Below are 17,229 nucleotides of genomic sequence, written 5' to 3'. Positions count from 1 at the left end.
GGGAGCACTTCATTTGGAGGAGGCTGTCTCTTTTTTCAGTATAATCAGATCATCCAATCAAGGGCTGGTGGTCCCGATGTTTCCGAAGCAACAGGGTTTTATCTTGAGTCCGTATATCCTATGTTTTTCAGTGGCCTCGCTCTGCCTCCGGTTTTTCTTACAAATCCTATGGATGCTGCATTTCCGGCAGTGCTATACCTCAAAAGAAACCGGTCCGGCAGTCTCATAATCCACGATGACAAAAACATTTTTGATGTGAATTTCAAAAACATCCAATGTGTCGCCAATGGCTGAGAGCGTCTCATCATATCCAGGGATTTTGTGGATAAACAGGTCCTTGATCTCTTCTATGGTGTACCGGCTCTTATGTACAACTGCATGATTGGAGCGTGCATGCGGCACGGAAGACCCGTCAGAGGGGACCGTTGTGAAGGCAACATTGTTATTTTGAGCAAACTCAGTCACCTTCTGATTCTCCCTGTCTGTCGCAAAATACAGGATTCCTGGCTTGCTGGCATCATAGCAAAAATTGACAATTCTAACATTGGGCACGCCTGCCACCGCTGTTGCCAGAGCAATTTCGTTGGTCTTGTCTAATGTGTGGTAAAATTCGTTCTTGTAATCCACTTATATTTCCTCCTTAGCATTTGATAAACTTAGTATAGCAATGTATCGATGACAGCATGTATGTCAGTCATAGTACATAAATTTCAGGGGGGTTGATTATGAAGCTGGAACGAATGATCGCTATCATTATGCTGCTCTTGCAAAGAGAGAAGATGGGCGGGAAAGAGCTGGCCGAGCTGTTCGAAGTTTCACTTAGAACCATTTATCGTGATATTGAAACAATTAATCAAGCAGGTATTCCGATTGTGACCAGCTCCGGTGTAGGAGGGGGAATTGGGATCATGAATGAGTATAGGATAGAAAAAGGTTTTTTCACCTTCAAGGACATTACCGCTCTACTGATGGGGCTTGGCTTTATATCCAATACATTATCCGGTGAGGAAACCACTGCTACCCTGGCCAAAGTAAAAAGCTTTATCCCGGAGGATAGACAGCATGAAATTACGCTGAAAGCCAACCAAATCTCTTTTGACTTATCCGCTTGGCTGGGCAGCAATGATCTGCAGACCAAAGTTGAAGTGATTCGAACAGCCTTGGAGCATTGCAGCATACTGTCTTTTATGTATCTAAGCGCTAAAGGAGATAAGGTCATGCGGACCCTTGAACCTCATCGTCTGTTATTGAAAGAAAATCACTGGTACGTGCAGGGGTATTGTTTGAATCGGCAGCAATTTCGGGTATTCAAGCTATCCCGCATATCTGAACTGGAGAGAACGGAAGACCGTTTTGCTATGCGTGAGATTCCCCCGGCTTTTTCAGAGTTTTCAGATACCATGTCCAGGAAAATGAAAAAAATAAAATTGCAGCTAGACCATTCCATCCTCGACAGGATGTTGGATTATTGCGGAGAAGAGAACATTACTCCCCTCGGCAATGGCGAATTCTATGCATATCTTGATTTTATTGAAGATGATTATGGTTACGGAATTCTAATGAGCTTCGGAGATAAATGCCAATGCATTGAACCTGAGCATGTGCGCAATGAAATGAGGAGACGGCTCAATGATTCAATAAGAGCATATCATTGAAAGACAATGTTTGCATTACCTCCTGCAATGAACGTAAGTTAAAAATAGGAGTTTTCGTATCGGGTTGCAGTATTGGACCAGAATTAATCCGATTCCCTAACAAGCTAAACAGCTTCGGTGCGTAGATTACGCTAACGGGACACGTTAGTTCAATGGAACAGCGACAGTCTAGGACTTTATTTTCTCGTCCTTAGCTGTCGCTGTTCCAATTTCTCAGGTCAGTCTAAAACTTATTTTATGGAGTCTGGTGGTATGACAATTCGAAAAGTCGCATGGAATAAAGACACTTAGTCTAATACTTTATTTTCTACTGACAGGTGGTAGAGGATGGTTGAGGCCTTGATGAAGGAAGCGGTTCTATAATCTTATATTGTAATCGCATATGGGCAGCGTGATCCGTTATGGACGCGCTGTTTTTTGTGACATGAGGCGAGATTGTGAAGTTGACGCGATATTCATGGCGAGCAGACGCCGACGGACGGCTGCAAGGTTGTCGGAGTGTGCGGCAAGGACGAGACGATTGCCAGTCTACAAGATACGATCGTGTTTGCGTTGAAAGGCATCGCGGCGTATGCGATGCATGCGCGGCAGTTGGGCTATGTCGATGAAGAGGTTGACGCGATTACGCATGAAGCGCTTTATATGACGTTGACTAACTCCAATTTCAATTTATGGGAGCATTTGGAAATGGCGATGAAGGTAGGGGGCGCGGCGATCCGCATTATGGATGTGCTGGATCGGGCCCATACGGAGCATTTCGGCGTTCCGGTGCCGGTTACCGTCCCGCAGAACAAGATAGAGGGAAGTCTATCGTCGTGACAGGGCATAACTTGTATGCGCTGGAGGAATTGCTGAAGCAGACGGAGGGCAAGGGCATCAACATTTACACTCATTCCGAGATGCTTCCGGCGCACGGCTACCCGGCATTGAAGAAATATCCGCATTTGAAAGGCAATATCGGCAAAGCCTGGTATGACCAGCGCCGTCTGTTTGACCAATATTCTGGCGCCATCCTTGCGACGACGAACTGTGTCATGCCAATTAAGGGGATCTATGCCGATCGGTTCTTCTCCTATGACGTGGCCGGGCTCGAGGGCGTGACCAAGATCGTGAACGACGATTTCTCGCCGCTGATTGAGCGTGCGCTGGCGCTGCCTGCGGCGGATGTGGAGAGCGATCAGACATTGACAACGGGATATCACCACGAGACGGTGCTCGGGTTGGCGCCGGAAATTATTCAGGCCGTTTATGATCAAGGGTTTCTTCGTGCATTAATCAAGCAACAATCAACCAGGTTGTTGATGATTAAATCTTCAGAACTAAATCAAATATTTATCAAAGTGCCTGTAATTCATACGGGCACTTTTTTTGTTACATGTAATAGGAATGTCCATGTAACAAAGTTCTTGATTCGACAATAATTCCAAAAGATCCATTACTAGAAATGGAACGTTTTTTATATTTATAAAATGTGACACATCTTATAGAAAGCCTTATGGGGTAAGGGCTAAAAACGATTTAATGACATATTACTATATAATATTAAATTACAAGTTTTGTTGACGGTACCATGATTTTCTTATCGTTTTATATAATGTGTCACATAATATTAAGGACACTCGTTTTGATTCGACGAGAACGTCCTTTTTTTATGAAAATATAGATGGGGGCAGGGGGGCGAATGGGGGCATTTTTTCATATTTATTGTCCAGAAGGAGTACAGAGTAAATATCGTCTAATTGTATTTGATGATGAAAAGAAGCCATTTATTCCATTGATTGAATATTATCATGATCAGATTAAGAGAATAAGCGAAAGCTCTGTAATTGCATACTTAAACACATTAGAACCTTTTTTCTTATGGCTTAAATATAAAAGCCATTATAAAGGAACACTCATTTCATGGGATCATAAACCTGAAGCCATAAAAGAAGCAGTAAGACAATATCTAATACAAGAAATGCATCGATTTAATGTTACTGAGTAGAAGCTTGCAAGAAGTTGAGTTGATTGAAAAACTTATTGTAGGAGTTATCATTACAGTCGATGGTTTAGGGGAAATAAAGTAATCAAGTATCGATCATGATTGATCATTTATTTATCGAAGCCTATCAAAGGCGATTATCTGATGTTGGATCTAAATATGTAAGAGAAAATAATCCTTGTGCGTGAATCAAACCTTCAGTTTATTCAAAACGGTTAGACAACTAGCTCAATCAGCTCTGCCCATTTGCTGTGCTACAAGCTTACAGCATATTTTATACTACTACCTTGGTAATGAAACCTACTTTTAAACTGCACCCTTTATAGTAACATTGGAGAGTGGCCCTTGTTCCATCCAATGAATACAACAAGGGTGCATTTTTATGGCTGAAGAGGACAGAAGTTTTAAACGTAATGAACGAGAAGCCCTTGATCGGATATTCAGACTATAAATATGGGGTGGTTGTTTTGTTAAGATGTATAACAGCTAGTAAAGAGACCATGATTTCTACAAAATGCGACGCAGAAGTTGTTGCTAAATTGGTAAAGAAACATCAATTATTTTGCCCTAACTGTGGTGGAGATGTAATATTCAAGAAAGGTGCTGTTAACACACCCCATTTTGCCCATCGTATGGCAGAATGTGAATATGTAGGGCACGAACCTGAAACAAAAAGCCACATAAAAGGCAAAGCTATACTATACGAATGGCTTAAGGGTATGTTTCCTACTGCATTCGTGCAGTATGAGGTGCATATTCCCGCAACTGGACAAATAGCTGATATTTACGTAGAGCATAGAGATGGAGTGTTTGCAGGGCTAAAATGGGCGTTCGAGTTCCAACACAGTCCAATTACAATTACACAGTGGGAAGAGCGCCATAAATTATATGAGTCTGTCGATATTCAGGACTTTTGGATTTTTGACAAGGCTAAGTTTATGAAGTTCTCTTCAGCTCGAGATTTTACAGATGCAAGAAAACGGACTAAGTTTGATGAGCACATATACGATAAAACAGGACTGGTGTATTTCCTTGATGTGGAGAAGTCTGAGTTTACTTTTGAATTTAACTACACTAAAACATCAAGAACCATCTTGGTGGGTAGGTACGATCGGACACAATACTTTACTTACCATAATCCAAGAGAAAACACTGTCCCATTATCCAATGTAAGCGTAAGAAAGTGCAAAACGTTCGACTATTCCGTGCTTGTGACAGATAGTTTAGAGTCTTACATGGAGGACAGGCTAAGGTATGTCCTTCACATCCTTACACAAAAGGCGAAAAAGAAGAAGGAAGAGCTTTATTTGGAAAGGTTAGTGGAGAAGGGGAAATACGCAAGAACTACATACGGCGATAAGTTTACAGACCGCTTCAAAGCGATTATCGAAGATTACGACGGTAAACTTACTTACTATCAAGAATTATATGACCCAGATGATGACTTTTACGATAAAGAGCTCGAGTTGATGCGAGAAGATGTGATTGATCTCAGTATTGAGGAGTTCTTCTCCAAATACAAGAGAATCATTGAAGCATCAATAGCCGATAGGGAGGACTACAAAGTCCTTAACACCAGTGATGATATCTCGTTACGAGTATTAGCAGATCTCTATTATGCTGTTGATTTTAGTTCGGTTGGTTTTTTGAAGGAACAAGGCGATATGAACCTACAGGAGTATCTGTCGATTAAGTACAAGGATAAGGTATCCTTAGTGGAATATGCCTATACACAGCACAGGGATACTTTAGATAATTTGGAAAAGTGGAATAAGGATTTTGTAAACGAGAGACTGTCGGATATTAACCGACGACTATGTGTTTATGATAGTTCGCCTACCGCTATGGACTATGCAATGAAATACAGATATCTTGACTCTATCGATGAAGTGGAAAACTGTATCCTTCAGATAAACGAAAAATTCGACATCCCACATCCATTGGCGAATGGGTGAAAGTAAAAAACGAATTTGAGAAGTGCAAGCAAGATTGTTATATCATTAAAGCTAGGAGCCGATGCAGAAAAACAAAGGTGCACATACTAGCCTGCTCTTTTTTTATATACTAAACCTTATTTTGTTCGTTAATTTAAATCTTTTTAAAGGAGAAAACGAATGGAACAAGAACTTCTGAATTCCCGAATTGAAAGAATAAAAAAATACCTTGATCAAGGGAAGCTCTACTTTAATGACCAATCTACAATTGAGTCCTTGATGAATGTTAGGCTCTTACCTGATGACGTAAATGTAAATCCAGACACTGTTGATAGTCGTGTACGAGCACTTGCTTTAGCTGTTGAAATGATGGAGAACGAGGAAGAACTTTTAAGTATCCCACTGGTAGAGACACAACAAGCTTATTTTAATGTGCTCGATACTTTTTTTGGGAATGCATTTAAACAGATGAAGAAAAAGGGATATAACCCACAGCAAGTTGCCACATTACTCTCCAAGGATGAGAAAATTGTACGTTCCTTTGCAGAAGAACGCGAGGCTTTTAAGAAGGGGCTACACGACCTATGGCAGTATTACCTCCCCATTATACAGGCACACCTTAAACGCTTGAATGGGGTAGTATCAATTTATGGAGGAGATATCTTCCCATCATACACAGGCAACATAGCCAGAAGTGCAGGGTTATACGTTGACACCATCCTTGTACCAGACCCAATGCTTCGGACAACGTCATTTTTTGATCAGATGTCTCCTGAAAAGGCGTTCTACTATTTAGCTAAACATGCTCTTAATGCACTTCAATACAAGGATCTTGCTCTTGCCGAATTGGAATCACCAATAATCGTCTTTGTACCTGATGAAAAATATATTGGTGAAAGCGATTTTGGTGATCTAGCAAAGCAATCACAAACAGATATTCTCGCACACTTAAAAGAAATGTTTGGAGTAAGTTTTACGGATATGGATGAAGCAGATTCGTTTCTCCAAAAAATCCAAACACCCGAAGATCTCTTTCAGAAGTTAGTGAATCCGGACAGAATGCTTTTCGATACAGACTGGGAACATCTCACTAAGGCTGACCAATTTCATAAGTGGGAAAAAGACACTTCTTGGGCATTTAACAACGTAACTGGAGACGTATCCATTGGCTACAAGGTAAAATTCATGGTTAACTCAAGGATGATGCAATCCAACGACATCATTGATCGAGCATCGCTGTACAACGGAATTCCCATTGTCGATGCTCCTACTTCTTGGCAGTATCTCCTTTGGAATTATGAATACAGTTCAAATGTTCCAAATGCCCAGGTAAAGAACATGTTGATTAGTAATTCGTTAACGAAAATTGAATACGGCTTAATTGGCAATTTATCGGATACAGCGCTGATCAAGTTACGTCAAGAGCATGCTTTAAACGAACTTAGAGAAATTTTGTCAAAAGGAATTGAAGAGATATCAACTGCTGATAAAACGACTTTCGATGAGGTGACAACTGGCGTTTTCGCAAACATTCAAGAATCCTTTAGTAAACATGAAAAAGAAGTGCAAGAATTACAGAGCAGGAATAAAAAATTTTGGGGAATCAATTTAACTAGCTCGATAGTATCTGTAGGCCTTGACATCATAGCTGCGGCAACAGGAAATACCACATTAGGGACAGTAAGTGCAGCATTAACTGGGTTTGTAGGTGCCCCTTCGTTTAAGGAAATATACACTGAGGGTGGAAAACTCATAAAACAAACCAAGAAAACAAAAAAATCAGCAGTCGGCATTCTTTACAGTAACCAAAATAGGTAAGGAGCTCAGCGCAAACTCTTAATTCTCGTGAAGATAATGATGCATGACAAAGTTCTACTCGATAACATTAGAAAAGCATTTTACTAACGGGAAACGATAGCTCAATAAACGATTAATAAAAGGCTGCCGACAAATAGATCTGGCAGCCTTTATGATCAGTTAAATGGACAGGTGATGAGATTTACTTAGTATTTCATCCTCTGAAAAATGAAAAAAGGTAGTATACCAAATTGTTAAATTACATAAAACAACTCTTCTGCTTTGCGGTTACTTTCCTCCAAGATTCAGCTGTAATAAAGGGAATCATCCCGTAATTAATCATGATAATTAATGAATAAGAGACACCCGTATTATATGGGTGTCTCTTATGATATTCAGCATAACCTATAGGTAAAGGCGCATTAAAGTTGCACGTTGAGCCTCATTCATCTTCAGAATGGAACGTGCTTCTCTAGCTTTAGATAAAGCTTCATCAATGTCGGATGCCAATTTTAATTCCATTAGCGTTCCAACGGCAACAGCTCCCGTACGTCCTCGACCAGCTCCGCAGTGGAAAGCGACTTTTTTGCCTGCTTGGTGATGGGTAACAACAGCCCGAATTGCTTCTTTCATTTGCGATTCTTCTGTATCCTCCGCATGATCCTCTAATGGGGCATGAACTCTTGTAATGTTGAGTGGTGTAAGCTCGGCAGGGTCTACCTCTGCTCGTAGATCAACAACCACATCAATGCCTTGCTCTTGGATCAGTTGATTTACATCTTTTGCTCCACACATATAGAGATTTGGTATCAACTCGTGGTAAGGTTTTTCGTTCATTTCAGGCTCCTTTAATGTTGGGTAAGTATTTCTAGCTGCCTCCATCCTGTTGGTTCGTTTGCTTTCCAAGGGACGAGAGCGGTGTGTTTGGATAACACCGTGACTTTTTGAATCCATTTATTTTCTGCAAGAGCACGGTTTTGTAAGACAGGTTCTGTAGTCTTTATATCTTGCCAGCTTTGATTGACAACCCACCAATCGGGCTCGATCTCTGCACGTTGTAGATCCTTCTGAAGGCGTTCTGCTTCCATTACAGGTGTTGCCTCTGGTAATGTGACGATTACAACGTGGGTCTCCTCAGGATTGCGAAGGCGTGGGAGAAGGTTGCGTACGGACTCAGGAATATTCCCTGTCGATCGCTGAACTTCTCGATGATACGCCTCTGCTGCATCTAATAAGAGAAGGGTATGGCCGGTTGGCGCTGTATCCATCACTACAAATCCATGATCGGCTTCCTCTACGATGCGTGCAAATGCACGGAAGACCGCGATCTCTTCTGTACAAGGGGAGGCAAGGTCTTCTTTTAATAGTTCCAGTCCATCCTGATCCAGATGGTCTACATTCATACCAATGATTTCACTGGAGTAACGAGTGGTCTCCAATTTGGGATCAATTCGACTGACCTGAAGGAGTGGGTATTTCTCCTCTATATCATCTCCAAGGGCGAGCGAGAGGTGAGCTGCTGGGTCTGTTGTCGTGAGATGAACACGATGCCCACGGCTTGCTAAACCTATTGCCAGAGAAGCAGCAACTGTTGTCTTTCCTACACCGCCTTTACCCATCGTCATGATTACACCGCTTGGTTTAGTCGTTAGGCTATCAAGAAGCGACGATAGGTTTTGGAGGCTCAATTCCTCGACTTGCTCGGTGTTGTGATTCAGCACTGTATCCTTATTCGGATCAAGAAACTCCTGCAAGAGATTTAATCCTGTTACGCTATAAGGCTTCAACGAAACTTCATACTGTGGTAACGAATTCAGCCCACTCGGCATATTGGCGAGTGCTGCTTCTTGCCGGTCCGAAAATGCTTGGGCATTAGGATCATCAGTTTGCCGTCTAAGCACGCCATTAATGATGAGGTGCTGATTGGTAATGCTAAGCTCTTGAAGCTCGACAGATGCTCGTGCAGCCTCTTGTAAAGCGGTACGCTCTGGACGGGCGACTAAGATTAGGATGGTCTGACTCGAATCGGATAATGCTTCTACTGTCTTAGCATACATCTCTTGTTTTGCGCTTAACCCCGAAAGAGGCCCAAGGCATGATGCTCCATGGATGTTGGTATCCATAAAACCTGTCCAAGCTTTAGGAAGCTGCAAGAGTCGTAAGGTATGACCTGTTGGAGCTGTATCAAAAACGATATGGTCGTATTCATTTTCGTTTGCAGATAATAGCTTGGTGAATTCATCAAAGGCAGCAATTTCAACCGTACATGCTCCTGAGAGCTGCTCTTCAATTTGTTGAATCGCTTCCTGAGGAAGAATGTCGCGATAAGGTCCAACCACTTGATCCCGATATTCGCGTGCAGCTTGTTCAGGATCTAAGTTAGCTGCGTAGAGTCCAGAAACACCACTTATAGGCATGGGTTCACTATGGATCTTTGTCTCAAATAAATCATCCAAGTTCGAGGCTGGATCAGTACTGATCAAAAGGACTTTCTTTCCCCGGTTAGCTAATGCGATAGCGGTGGAGCAAGCAACAGATGTTTTACCCACGCCGCCTTTACCAGTGAAAAAGATATAGCGATGATGTAGATCAGTTGGTACATATTTCATGGGTAACGCCTCCTTTGCTTAGCAGCAGCCACTACCTGGCTCACAACAACTTTGTGATTTCGGCTGCACCTTGATCGTTTTAATCGGTTTCTTTCCGATGTTCGCTGGCTCAAAAGTAATCTCTGTCCAAGCTGTCAACTCTTCACGCGTTGGATAACGATTTTCCGTCTGTAGTTCGCCATCCACGATGGTGATCGGGAATGCATCAGGACCATGCTGTTGAAGGTAAGCGAGTGCAATCTGATTTATCGTGAATGCTTGAATGTCCTGAGACAGGTTGTAACGTTGTACATCAAATCCGTGTTTGCGTATTGCATCCAGATCGGCAGCAATGCGAATGAGTTCAGGATCGACACTCGGCCCACAAACACCCGTAGAACAGCATAATGCAGGATCAAAGACTTCAATTTTCATTTGAGACATCTCCTCGTGTGTGATATTCTCGAATACGTGTGTAATTATATAATTATGTACTTATATTTTCAACGGTTTTCATCACGACAAATAATCAGTTGATTATATAAGCATCTGATTATATAATAAGCATGAAATCAAGGAGGTGTACCGACACATGATGATCACAATAGAGGAAATGGCCGAACAATTTAAGTTGTTAGGTGATAAAACTCGACTTAAAATTGTTTCACTTTTATCCCAACAACAAATGTGCGTTTGTCATTTAGTTGAGCTATTGCAATCGACTCAACCGAATATTAGCCAGCATCTTCGTAAATTAAAGGACGCAGGTTTAGTGGTAGAAGAACGAAGAGGACAGTGGATTTATTACTCCCTTTCGATTGAAGATAAACCTCATTTAAAAGATGCAATTGAATATTTGCCGAAGGTAGGGGAAGAAGAGCAGGGAAAAATCAACGCTATGATATGTGAATAAGGAGTGTGGGTGTCATGAGTCAAAGTAACACCAAGAGACTCTCTTTTCTGGATCGCTATCTCACCTTTTGGATCTTTGGGGCAATGGCCATTGGATTAGGGTTAGGGTACATGGTGCCTAATTTCTCCGAAGTACTTTCCAGCATGCAAATTGGAACGACTTCGGTACCGCTTGCTATAGGTCTGATTGTGATGATGTATCCGCCGCTTGCAAAAGTGAAGTATGAAAAGCTTGGACGGGTGTTTAAGGATTGGAAGGTACTCCTTCTCTCCTTAGTGCAGAACTGGATTATCGGTCCGATTCTGATGTTCTTGTTAGCTATTTTGTTTCTAAGTGATATGCCTGAATACATGATTGGACTGATCATGATTGGGCTAGCAAGATGTATTGCGATGGTCTTGGTATGGAGTGATCTGGCTAAGGGAGATCCTGAGTATACAGCAGGTCTTGTTGCATTTAACTCGATCTTTCAGATTCTGTTTTATTCCGTTTTTACGTATGTGTTTATTACGGTGCTACCAGGCTGGTTTGGCGTTGAAGGCGCGGTTGTTGATGTCTCCATGGGACAGATTGCAGAGAGCGTATTGATCTATTTAGGGATTCCGTTTGCGGCAGGGTTACTGACACGTGTGATTGGTATCAAGCTGAAGGGTCAACAGTGGTATGAACAAGTGTTGATTCCGAAGATTAGTCCACTTGCCCTTATTGCACTATTATTTACGATCGTCTTGATGTTCACGCTTAAAGCGGAATTGATTGTCGAGTTACCGCTTGATGTAGTGCGTATTGCGATTCCAATGCTCATCTACTTTGTCGTGATGTTCTTAGTATCCTTCTTCTTATCGAAAAAGTCAGGAACCTCCTATCCAGTGGCTTCATCCTTATCTTTCACGGCTGCAAGCAATAACTTTGAACTAGCGATAGCCGTAGCGATTGGTGTGTTCGGTCTGGATTCAGGAGTTGCATTCGCCGCGGTAATTGGACCACTTGTTGAAGTACCCGTATTGATTGGGCTTGTAAATGTATCGCTTTGGATCAAGCGGAAGTATTTCGAGCCTGCACTAAATAAGTAAGAGCTAGAATCGAGTATTTCCTAGCAGAAGGAAAATAATCAACGCTTTGAACCGACCCTTATGGTCGGTTTTTAATTAGGGTATGAAGGAGTACGTAACATGAAAGGCACAATTGATTTAACCCAAGGGAAGATTATGCCGACTTTGATGAAACTATCCCTTCCAATCATAGCAACCAATTTCATCTCCACAACTTATGGACTAGTCGATATGATGTGGGTTGGCCGGCTCGGAAGTGGACCTGTTGCAGCCATTGGGACGGCGAGCTTCTTTATTAATCTAGCGATCGCTTTGGCCACGATGATTACGATCGGAACGGGGATCAAGGTGTCCCATTGTATGGGAGCAGGCGAGGGTGATAAAGCTAAGACCTATATCAAAAATGGATTCATCATGTCTGTCTTGCTAGGTCTTCTTTATATGGCATTCGTCTTTTTGACAAAGGATCAGCTTATCGGGTTCTTTGATTTAGGTAGTGGTGAAGTTGAGTTGATGGCGAAGCAGTTCTTATTGATCTCCATCTTGGGTACTGTCTTTTCCGTCGTAAATATTTTATTCGCGACCATATTGAATGCGATGGGAAACAGCAAGCAGCCGTTTCATATCTTCACGGTTGGTCTTATTCTTAATATCATTCTCGATCCTTTTCTGATTTTTGGCGTAGGACCATTTGAAGGGTTGGGCGTTGTAGGGGCAGCTATTGCGACTTTGATGGCAAACCTTCTTGTGACGGTATTATTTATCATTCAAACAAGACATTCCGAGTTGATTACCAAGTCATCCGCATGGAATAGCAGCCTTATGAAAGAAGTCATCCGCATGGGACTACCGATCACCATTCAACGGGTGACCTTCACGTTGATTTCGATCATCATAGCAAAGATCATTGTGCGCTTTGGTTCGGATGCAATTGCGGTTCAAAAAGTCGGTATTCAGATTGAATCAATCTCCTACATGACCATAGGTGGGCTACAAGGCGCTATCGCTGCGTTCTTCGGACAAAATTATGGAGCGCGTCGATTAGATCGTATCCAGCAGGGATACCAACAGGCTTTGCTACTGACGTCGGGATTCGGTATCTTTATATCGATCATCTTTGTTCTCTTCCCTGGTCAGCTCTTCTCTGTATTTTTATCTGATGAGGCGAGTATAGCGTTAGGGACGGATTATATGCGGATCATTGGTTATTCCCAACTGTTTATGTGCATGGAGCTCATGACGGTAGGTGCCTTTAACGGAATCGGGAAAACCCATATCCCTCCGATTTTCAGTATTACCTTTACAGCATTACGAATACCAATGGCCCTGATCCTATCCGAATCATTCGGCTTGAATGGGGTGTGGATGTCTATTGCATTAAGTAGTGTGTTTAAAGGAATCGTTTTGGTCTTCTGGTTTAGGAGATCGCTACGTCAAATGAAAGTTCCACAAATTTCGGCTTAACATAAGTAAGAAGGAAGGTCCAACATGTGAATTTGTTACATTGTGAAATCATACAACAAATAATTGATAAATCGTTAAATAAGGATTTGTTTCAAGGTCAATTTGGCTTAGAGAAAGAGAATGTTAGGGTGGATCATGAAGGTAAATTGGCACTGACCCCACATCCTAAGGCGTTTGGGAGTAAGACGGAGAATCCCTATATCCAAACTGACTTTTCGGAGAGTCAGATCGAGATGATTACCCCATCTTTTGACTCGATTGAAGAGACATATCGGTTTATGGAAGCCCTCCAGGATATTGTGTCATTAGAGCTTGATGGGGAGTACTTGTGGCCAAGCAGTAATCCTCCTATCTTACCTGATGAAGATGAGATTCCTATTGCTAAGATGAATGATCCTGTTGCGGATGAATACCGACATGAATTAGCAGATAAGTATGGTCGTAAAAGACAACTGCTAAGTGGAATTCATTATAATTTCTCGTTTGATGAACGATTCTTACGAAAGCTACATGAAACGCTAGGGAAAGGTGAGGCCTACAAAGACTTCAAGGATGCAATTTACTTCAAAATTGCACGCAACCTGCTTCGGTACCGTTGGTTGCTCATCTATCTAACAGGTGCAAGTCCAGTCTTTGATAAGACCTACATCGAAAAGTGTGTCTCATTAAGCAATTCAGATGACAACAAGAGCTACTACTTCCCGAATATGAATTCGCTTCGGAATAGTGTATGTGGCTACCGGAATGAAAAACCGTTCTATGTATCCTTTGATTCAACACATAACTACGTACAGGATCTGAACACGTTAATTCAGCAGGACGAATTGCTGAATGCAAAGGAATTCTACAGTCCCGTTCGCTTGAAAACAGCCAAAGGGTTGAACCCATTGCAAGAACTTGTTGAAGATGGTGTGGCTTACATAGAGCTGCGCTTGATTGATCTCAACCCGCTAGATAAGATTGGGATCAGTAGAGATACGATGTATTTGATCCATCTATTCATTCTCTTTATGCTGCTCAAGGAAGATGAGCCTTTCGGTGCGGAAGACCAGAAGATGGCGGATCTCAATCATGATCAAGTGATCATGGAAGGCATTGAAGGAATTTTACATGACTCTAGTAGCTCCCAAGGAACGATGAAGGAGATAGCACTTACTTGTATCCGTGAAATGCAAGAAATGGTACAACTTTTGAATCCTCACGGGGAAAAGTTGATTCAAATCCTTGATCGAGAGATGCAAAAAATCCTTCATCCCGAGTTGGGCTTTGCCTACAAAATTAAGTCAGATATTCAGAAATCCACTTACATGAAATATCATCTGGCTAAAGCTAAAGATTATGCTGAAGAAAGCGAGAAAAGTGGGTACCGCTTTGTTGGATATGAAGATTTAGAATTATCAACTCAATTGCTTCTAAAGGCAGCCGTGAAACGTGGGATTATGTTTAAATTAATAGACCGTGACGAGAACTTCGTCCTGCTTACAAAGGGAGAACACAAGGAATATGTAAAGCAGGCTACTAAGACGTCGCTTGATTCCTACAGTACGGTATTGATCATGGAGAATAAAATAGTAACGAAAGAAGTTCTTAAAGGGCGTGGTATTCGAGTACCGAATGGGGATGCCTTCCGTAGTCAGGAAGAGGCTTTAGCTGCCTATGAGATGTACCATGACAAAGCTATCGTCATTAAACCGAAGTCCACCAACTTTGGGTTAGGTATCACCATCTTTAATCGTGCGTTCTCTGAAGAGGACTATCAAAGAGCATTTGAGATGGCGTTTAAGCACGATCAGACCGTTCTGCTTGAACAATTCATGACAGGTAAAGAGTATCGATTCCTGGTCATGGGCGCTGAGGTTGTAGGGGTACTGCATCGCGTACCAGCCAATGTCGTGGGTGATGGGATTCACACTATTGAGCAGCTCGTCCATGAAAAGAATAAAGATCCGCTTCGGGGGCGCGGTTATAAGACGCCTTTAGAGAAGATCCAGCTAGGTGAAGCAGAAACCATGTTTTTAAAGAATCATAACCATCAATGGAGTGAGATCCCTAACTTAGGTCAAGTCGTCTATTTACGGGAAAACTCCAATATCAGTACAGGTGGAGACAGTCTTGACTTTACCGATGAAATTCCTGAGAGCTATAAGACATTAGCCATTGAATCAGCAAAGGCTGCAGGTGCTACTTTCTGTGGGGTAGACATGATGATTGATGATATTACATCTGAAGCATCCGATTCTAATTACAGTATTATCGAGATCAACTTTAACCCAGCCATTCATATCCACTGTTATCCTTACAAGGGAAAAAACCGTAAGGCGGATGAAAAAATTATCGACTTGCTATTTGGAAAAGTGGAAAACTAATTACGAATAGTCGATCTCCTACTTAAGAAGTGCCAATGAAATATCCAAGAATAATATATCAAAATAAAAGCTTAATAATAAAGGGTGGTCCTCAGATTGTTGAAGGCCATCCTTTGTTATTCTTGTCCTAAGCCAAGGACAAGAACTTGTACCGATTGCCGAAAAACTTTGTTCATGCTCCGTTCATATTCCATTCATTGAGAGGAAAGGAAGTAAGGAATAGTACAAAAACAAAGAGAGTACTACATATTTTGCTTAAAGTAATCATCGCAGTAGTTATAGCCATCCTACTTTTTATCGCCATCGTATATACCGTAAATAAAATCAGCAGTCATACAGAACAAAAAAGAATGGAACAATACGGTCAGCATGTATCTGTAGATGGAAAACAGATGAATGTTTTCATTCAAGGCAAGGTGAAGAAACCGTTGTGATTCTTCCTGGTTATGGAACAGCGGCACCTGCACTTGATTTTAAGCCACTCATATCAGAGTTAATCCCTAATTATAAAGTCGTCGTGATTGAACCTTTTGGTTACGGTTTGAGCGATCACACCCAGAAGGAGCGCAGTACAGCAAATATCGTAAGTGAAATTCATGAAGCGTTACAAAGTCTCCATGTAGATCGTTATATTCTCATGGGTCATTCTATTTCGGGGATCTATAGTCTGGATTATGTGAACCAATATCCAAACGAAGTGAGAGCGTTTATCGGGCTGGATAGTAGTGTTCCCTCGCTGAGTGAACAGAAGATTGATTCGTCAGTGACAAAACCGATTAAATGGTTCCGCAACTTGGGCTTCGCCCGTTTACAATTGAAACTGAGTGCTGACCCTTATGATGGACTGCCCTATGATGAACAAACTAAAGAACAATTGAACATTTTGATACACAAAAACATGTATAATACAACTCAATTAAATGAGGCAGTTAGCATGTATTCCAACTTTAAAGCAGCAGAACAGCTAACTTTTCCTCCCCATTTACCTGTCCTTTTCTTTGTCCAAGCGAATCACCCTGTGACGGATCGATGGATCCCCGAACATGAGAAGCAAATAGAGGAGTCTGTACATGGAGAAATGGTCTTATTGGACGCGGGTCATTATTTATATCGTTCCCATCCAAAAGAAATCTCTGAAAAAATAAGGGACTTTACAGGCGTAATAAAATAATTATAAGACTATCGTTGCACATGACAATGGAACAATGTTCTTGTCCTCAGACAATATGGGCACTTTTTTGTTAAATGGAATAGGAATGTCCATTCGGCTGTAGAATATATGAACAAAGACGCTCTCACATAAGAGCGTCTTTTTATGATTTCATTTCGAACAAATGTTCGTTCTTTTGGAGCAGTTAAATTAAAATGGGTTACCTCGACAAGAACTTTGTTACATTCCCGATAGGATCTCATCGGTAGCAGGCAGGTTGAAAAGATGCTATTTTTGTTAAACTAGCATTCCTATAATGAAGAAAT

12 protein-coding genes and 2 pseudogenes are annotated in these 17,229 nt (G+C 41.6%); 10 read left to right on the top strand and 4 right to left on the bottom strand.

What is annotated here, in order from left to right:
- Positions 1-192 precede the first annotated feature (192 nt).
- A complete protein-coding gene (locus A372_RS0101675) occupies positions 193-627 on the bottom strand; it encodes a pyridoxamine 5'-phosphate oxidase family protein (RefSeq protein WP_019419109.1) in 435 nt (144 codons plus the stop codon).
- A gap of 98 nt (positions 628-725) precedes the next feature.
- Between A372_RS0101675 and A372_RS0101670 the strand changes: the two genes are divergently transcribed.
- From A372_RS0101670 to A372_RS0101645, 5 genes and pseudogenes are all read left to right on the top strand, one after another.
- A complete protein-coding gene (locus A372_RS0101670; protein ID WP_019419108.1) occupies positions 726-1,655 on the top strand; it encodes a helix-turn-helix transcriptional regulator in 930 nt (309 codons plus the stop codon).
- 453 nt (positions 1,656-2,108) lie between these two features.
- A pseudogene (locus A372_RS32940) lies at positions 2,109-2,908 on the top strand (hydroxylamine reductase); the annotation flags it as partial.
- Positions 2,909-3,336: 428 nt separating this feature from the next.
- Positions 3,337-3,642, top strand: a complete 306-nt coding sequence (locus tag A372_RS0101655) for a hypothetical protein (RefSeq protein WP_019419107.1) — start codon at positions 3,337-3,339, stop codon at positions 3,640-3,642.
- Between the two features lie 335 nt (positions 3,643-3,977).
- Complete coding sequence (locus tag A372_RS0101650) at positions 3,978-5,594, top strand: competence protein CoiA (protein ID WP_237728469.1); 1,617 nt, start codon at positions 3,978-3,980, stop codon at positions 5,592-5,594.
- 159 nt (positions 5,595-5,753) lie between these two features.
- Positions 5,754-7,391: a hypothetical protein gene (locus tag A372_RS0101645; RefSeq protein ID WP_019419105.1), complete on the top strand. Its 1,638-nt coding sequence runs from the start codon at positions 5,754-5,756 to the stop codon at positions 7,389-7,391.
- Between the two features lie 384 nt (positions 7,392-7,775).
- Here A372_RS0101645 and A372_RS0101640 read toward each other — a convergent pair whose 3' ends face one another.
- From A372_RS0101640 to arsD, 3 genes are read right to left on the bottom strand one after another with little or no spacing between them, the layout of a single operon-like run.
- Positions 7,776-8,207, bottom strand: coding sequence for a protein-tyrosine phosphatase family protein (locus tag A372_RS0101640; protein ID WP_019419104.1), 432 nt, complete (start codon positions 8,205-8,207; stop codon positions 7,776-7,778).
- A gap of 11 nt (positions 8,208-8,218) precedes the next feature.
- Positions 8,219-9,979 (bottom strand): arsenical pump-driving ATPase, encoded by a 1,761-nt coding sequence (gene arsA, locus A372_RS0101635; protein WP_019419103.1) that lies wholly within the window; start codon positions 9,977-9,979, stop codon positions 8,219-8,221.
- A gap of 18 nt (positions 9,980-9,997) precedes the next feature.
- Positions 9,998-10,393: an arsenite efflux transporter metallochaperone ArsD gene (arsD, locus tag A372_RS32935; protein WP_019419102.1), complete on the bottom strand. Its 396-nt coding sequence runs from the start codon at positions 10,391-10,393 to the stop codon at positions 9,998-10,000.
- 157 nt (positions 10,394-10,550) lie between these two features.
- On the opposite strand from arsD, the gene A372_RS0101625 reads away from it, so the two are divergent.
- The 5 genes and pseudogenes from A372_RS0101625 to A372_RS32930 all read left to right on the top strand — a co-directional run bounded on the left by A372_RS0101625 (position 10,551) and on the right by A372_RS32930 (position 16,924).
- Complete coding sequence (locus A372_RS0101625) at positions 10,551-10,871, top strand: ArsR/SmtB family transcription factor (protein WP_019419101.1); 321 nt, start codon at positions 10,551-10,553, stop codon at positions 10,869-10,871.
- A 14-nt stretch (positions 10,872-10,885) separates the two neighbouring features.
- Positions 10,886-11,944 carry an ACR3 family arsenite efflux transporter gene (arsB, locus tag A372_RS0101620; protein ID WP_019419100.1) on the top strand — a complete coding sequence of 353 codons (1,059 nt, stop codon included), beginning with the start codon at positions 10,886-10,888 and terminating at the stop codon, positions 11,942-11,944.
- A 99-nt stretch (positions 11,945-12,043) separates the two neighbouring features.
- Entirely contained in the window at positions 12,044-13,387 is a 1,344-nt protein-coding gene (locus A372_RS0101615; protein WP_019419099.1) for an MATE family efflux transporter, read from the top strand.
- A gap of 26 nt (positions 13,388-13,413) precedes the next feature.
- Positions 13,414-15,753 carry a bifunctional glutamate--cysteine ligase GshA/glutathione synthetase GshB gene (gshAB, locus tag A372_RS0101610; RefSeq protein WP_019419098.1) on the top strand — a complete coding sequence of 780 codons (2,340 nt, stop codon included), beginning with the start codon at positions 13,414-13,416 and terminating at the stop codon, positions 15,751-15,753.
- Between the two features lie 197 nt (positions 15,754-15,950).
- Positions 15,951-16,924: pseudogene (locus tag A372_RS32930) on the top strand (alpha/beta fold hydrolase).
- The last annotated feature ends 305 nt before the right edge of the window (positions 16,925-17,229 follow it).

This window comes from Paenibacillus sp. OSY-SE (assembly GCF_000283315.1).
GTDB lineage: Bacteria > Bacillota > Bacilli > Paenibacillales > Paenibacillaceae > Paenibacillus_B > Paenibacillus_B profundus.
This window is presented reverse-complemented; position numbering and strand designations above follow the sequence as displayed.